2 protein-coding genes are annotated in these 3,655 nt (G+C 61.0%); both read right to left on the reverse strand.

Annotated features, from left to right (window positions below):
* Positions 1 to 63: 63 nt before the first annotated feature.
* A complete protein-coding gene (locus tag B7G66_RS10115; protein WP_003621803.1) occupies positions 64 to 1,443 on the reverse strand; it encodes an LLM class flavin-dependent oxidoreductase in 1,380 nt (459 codons plus the stop codon).
* A gap of 131 nt (positions 1,444 to 1,574) precedes the next feature.
* A partial coding sequence (locus B7G66_RS10120) for a TonB-dependent receptor family protein (RefSeq protein ID WP_048859158.1) occupies positions 1,575 to 3,655 on the reverse strand: 2,081 nt, incomplete at its 5' end.

The raw sequence follows: 3,655 nt of genomic DNA on the forward strand, positions 1-3,655 counted from the left end.
GGGCCGGGCAGGGCAGGGCAGGGCAGGGCAGGGTAGGGTAGGGTAGGGTAGGGGGCCGTGCAGTCAGTCGTCGGTCTGCACGCGTTCACGCACGACGCGCCGTGCGGCATGTTCCGCACCCAGCCGGTCGCCACGCCCGAACAGCTTCTGTCGCAATGTGCCGGGAGGGTACGCCGTCCTGTAACGCCCGCGCCGTTGCAGTTCGGGGATGACCAGATCCACGATGTCCTCGAACGTTTCCGGTGCGACGGCATAGGCAAGGTTGAAGCCGTCAATGCCGGTCTGCGCCACCCATGCCTCCATCTGGTCCGCGATTTCGGCGGGGCTGCCCACGATGGTCGGCCCCATTCCGCCGATCGCCGCATGCCGCGCCAGTTCCCCCACCGTCCATACCCGTTCGGGGTCCATGACCGTCAGGCTGTCGATGGCGGAATGGATCGCATCATTGCGGACATGGCGCACGGGCGCATCGAGCGCATATTGCGAAAAATCCACCCCCGTCCATCCCGACAGCAGCGCAAGCGCGCCTTCGGTGCTGATATAGCGCTGGTATTCATTGTATTTGAACACCGCCTCTTCATGCGTGGGCGCGGTAATGACCGTCAGCAGCGCAAAGACCAGCGGTTCCCCCGGTGCCCGCCCGGCGCGCCGGGCGCGTTCGCGGATGCCCGTTGTGGTCTGGCGCACCACCTCGCGCGATGGCCCGGCGATGAAGACGCATTCCGCATGTGTCGCCGCGAATTCCTGCCCCCGTGGCGACGCCCCCGCCTGAAACAGGACCGGCGTGCGCTGTGGCGAGGGTTCGCACAGGTGGATCGCATCGACGCTGAGGTATTTTCCCTCATGCCGGATGCGATGTACCTTGGACGGATCGGTAAAGACACCACTGGCGCGGTCACGCAGCACCGCTCCGTCCTCCCAGCTTCCTTCCCACAGGCCATAGACCGCCTGCATGTATTCATCCGCGATGTCATATCGCGTGTCGTGCCCGTGCTGTCGCGCCTGTCCCGTGCCGCGCGCCGCGCTGTTGAGGTATCCGGTGACGATGTTCCACCCCACCCGCCCGTCCGTCAGGTGATCCAGTGTGGACATCCGCCGTGCGAAGGGGAAGGGATGTTCATAGGACAGCGTGCATGTCACGCCAAAGCCAAGGTTGCGCGTCACCGCCGCCATGGCGGGCACCAGCATTGCCGGGTCATTCACCGGCACCTGCGATGCATTGCGCAACGCCGCGTCGGGCGATGCGCCATACACGTCATAAACACCCAGCACATCAGCCAGAAACAGCGTATCGAACAGCCCGCGTTCAAGCAGCCGCGCAAGCTCGATCCAGTAGGACAGGGTGTTGTACTGTGCGGAACGGTCGCGCGGATGCCGCCACAGGCCGCTGGCCTGATGGGAGACACAGTTCATGTCGAACGCGTTAAGGCGTATTTCCTTCATGTCAGGCCCCCTGTGGCCAAGGATTGGGTCATAAGAGTTTCCGCAATGCCGTGTTCCTTGAAAAGCACGGCATATTCATATGTTTTTCCAAAAACCATCGTTCAGGCGCCGGCCACCCGGCGCCTGATCCGTCAGTCAAAGCCCATCGACACACCGGCAAACACGCCAAACCCGTCACCGGGCTGCATGACCGAAAGCTGCTTGCCCGCGGACTGGTATCCCGGCACGACAATGGCGGCATAATGCTTGTTCGCAAGGTTGTTGAAGCTGAGGAAGACTTCGCGATGCTTGCGCGGCCAGGCATAGCCGATATTGGCGTTATAGATGTGATAGGACGGTGCGAAATACGTCATGTCATATGACGCCCCGACCTTTGACGAGACCTGCGCATTAAACCCGGCGTAAAACCCGTTATGCATGTCAAGGTGGATTTCCCCCTGATAGAAATGTTCGGGAATGCCCGGCAGGCGGTTATGCCCGAACACCGCATCATGGCGATAACGGAAATCCTGATAGGTATAGGCCTGACGCAGCGACAGCGTATTGCCCGACCATTTCAGCAACTCCGTCTCCAGCGAGAATTCGACCCCCTGATGCGTGGTGGGCGAGGCATTGCCGTAAATCGACGTGCCCGCCGCCTCCGACTGTGGGGTCATCACCGTCAGCAGTTCGTTGCGCACGGCGGAATGGTAGTACGACAGGCTCCATTTATTATGGAAATAATGGCCCGTCGTTCCGATTTCGAACGTGGTCGCGGTCTGGTTGCGCAACCGGCCCGATGTCGAATTTTCCCCCGCATAATTCTGCAACGGATATGCGGCGGCATTGTAATATGCCCCGGCATAGTTGTAGTTCCAGTCGTTGGGCGGCTGGATGCTGCGGCTGACGTTTCCGTAAATCTCTATGTTATGATAGGGGATATAGCGAAATCCCCCGCGCGGGATGAAATTGACCGACGACGTGCCAAGGTGCGACCGGTTGGGATAGGTCACGTCAGATTCCCGCCCGATGAACGCCAGCGCGCCCGCCGCCGTCAGCCACAGGTTATGCGCAACCTCGGTATTATTGCGCAGGTGGAAATAATTTTCCGTCCCCCCATATTTGACATGGCGCAGCGTCTCGCCCAGGGGCTGGCCCGCAAACAGCCCGGCATTCGCCCCGCTATTGACGCGGATATGGTTGGTCTGCCACGCGTCAAGGTCGCTGTAGGTCAGGATGCCGAACTGCGTATCGCTCTTGTGGCCCGACAGTACGTCATGGCGGTCGTAATTCAGCACGCCCGCCACGGTCTTGTATCCCCATACCTGCGATGTGGCGTTGTTTTCAATGTCGATCGGCGCATCTTGGTAATTGAAGCCAAGTTCGATTTTCGATGCATCGTCAATGCGGATGGTGGTCATGTCGCCGTAATACTTGGTCCCCGGCTGGATGCGGTGCGCCCCCCATGAATAATAGGGCGACTGGCTCTGCTTCGGGTCGGACAGGATCTGGTCGCGCGTCAGATAGCCGGGATAGCCATTGACCGTCTGGCGATACCGGAAAAATGCCCGTGTGGACACGCGATCATTGAAACGATAACCAAAGTTGGCGTTGATGCCGAAACTCGTCGCCTTGGTGTTTTCCTGATACCCCCCGCGATAGGAATTGGTCACGCTGACAAAATAATCGAACTTGCCGATGACCGCGCCCGAACTGACCTGTTCCTTGACATAGCCAAAGCTTCCGGCCTCCACACGGGCCTGGTATTTCTGTGCGTCGTATCCGGTCTGTGTGACGTAATTGATCGCCCCACCCAGTTGCAGGCCACCATAATCGAACGCATTGGCCCCACGCAGCACCTCGGTATAGCGCAGGCCCAGCGGTTCAAACAGTTCATAGGGCGTGCCGGCGGGCGTGGTGACGGGCAGGCCATCGAACATCATCAGCATGCCCGAACGGAAATAGTTGGTGCCCGTGGCGATGCCCGACCCACGGATCGACAGGCGCAGCCCGTCCCCCCCGCCAGAGGATTGCGCAAACACGCCGGGCTGGAACGACAGGGCGTCGGCGCTGGTGAAATTGCGGCCCTTGAGCGTCTTTTGCGCGTCGATCACGCTGGTTGCGCCGGGGATGGAGGCCAGACGCGCTTCGGCGCGGGTGGCGGGGGTCTGGCGCTGGCGGGAGACGGAGATGACCTCCGGGCGCGATGGCGGTGTGGCGGTGGGTGTGGCGG

This window comes from Novacetimonas hansenii JCM 7643 (genome assembly GCF_000964405.1).
Lineage (GTDB): Bacteria > Pseudomonadota > Alphaproteobacteria > Acetobacterales > Acetobacteraceae > Novacetimonas > Novacetimonas hansenii.

Bases quoted from the DNA above. Each gene is read 5' to 3' on its own strand.
- B7G66_RS10115 (WP_003621803.1), bottom strand. From the start codon at position 1,443: ATGAAGGAAATACGCCTTAACGCGTTCGACATGAACTGTGTCTCCCAT.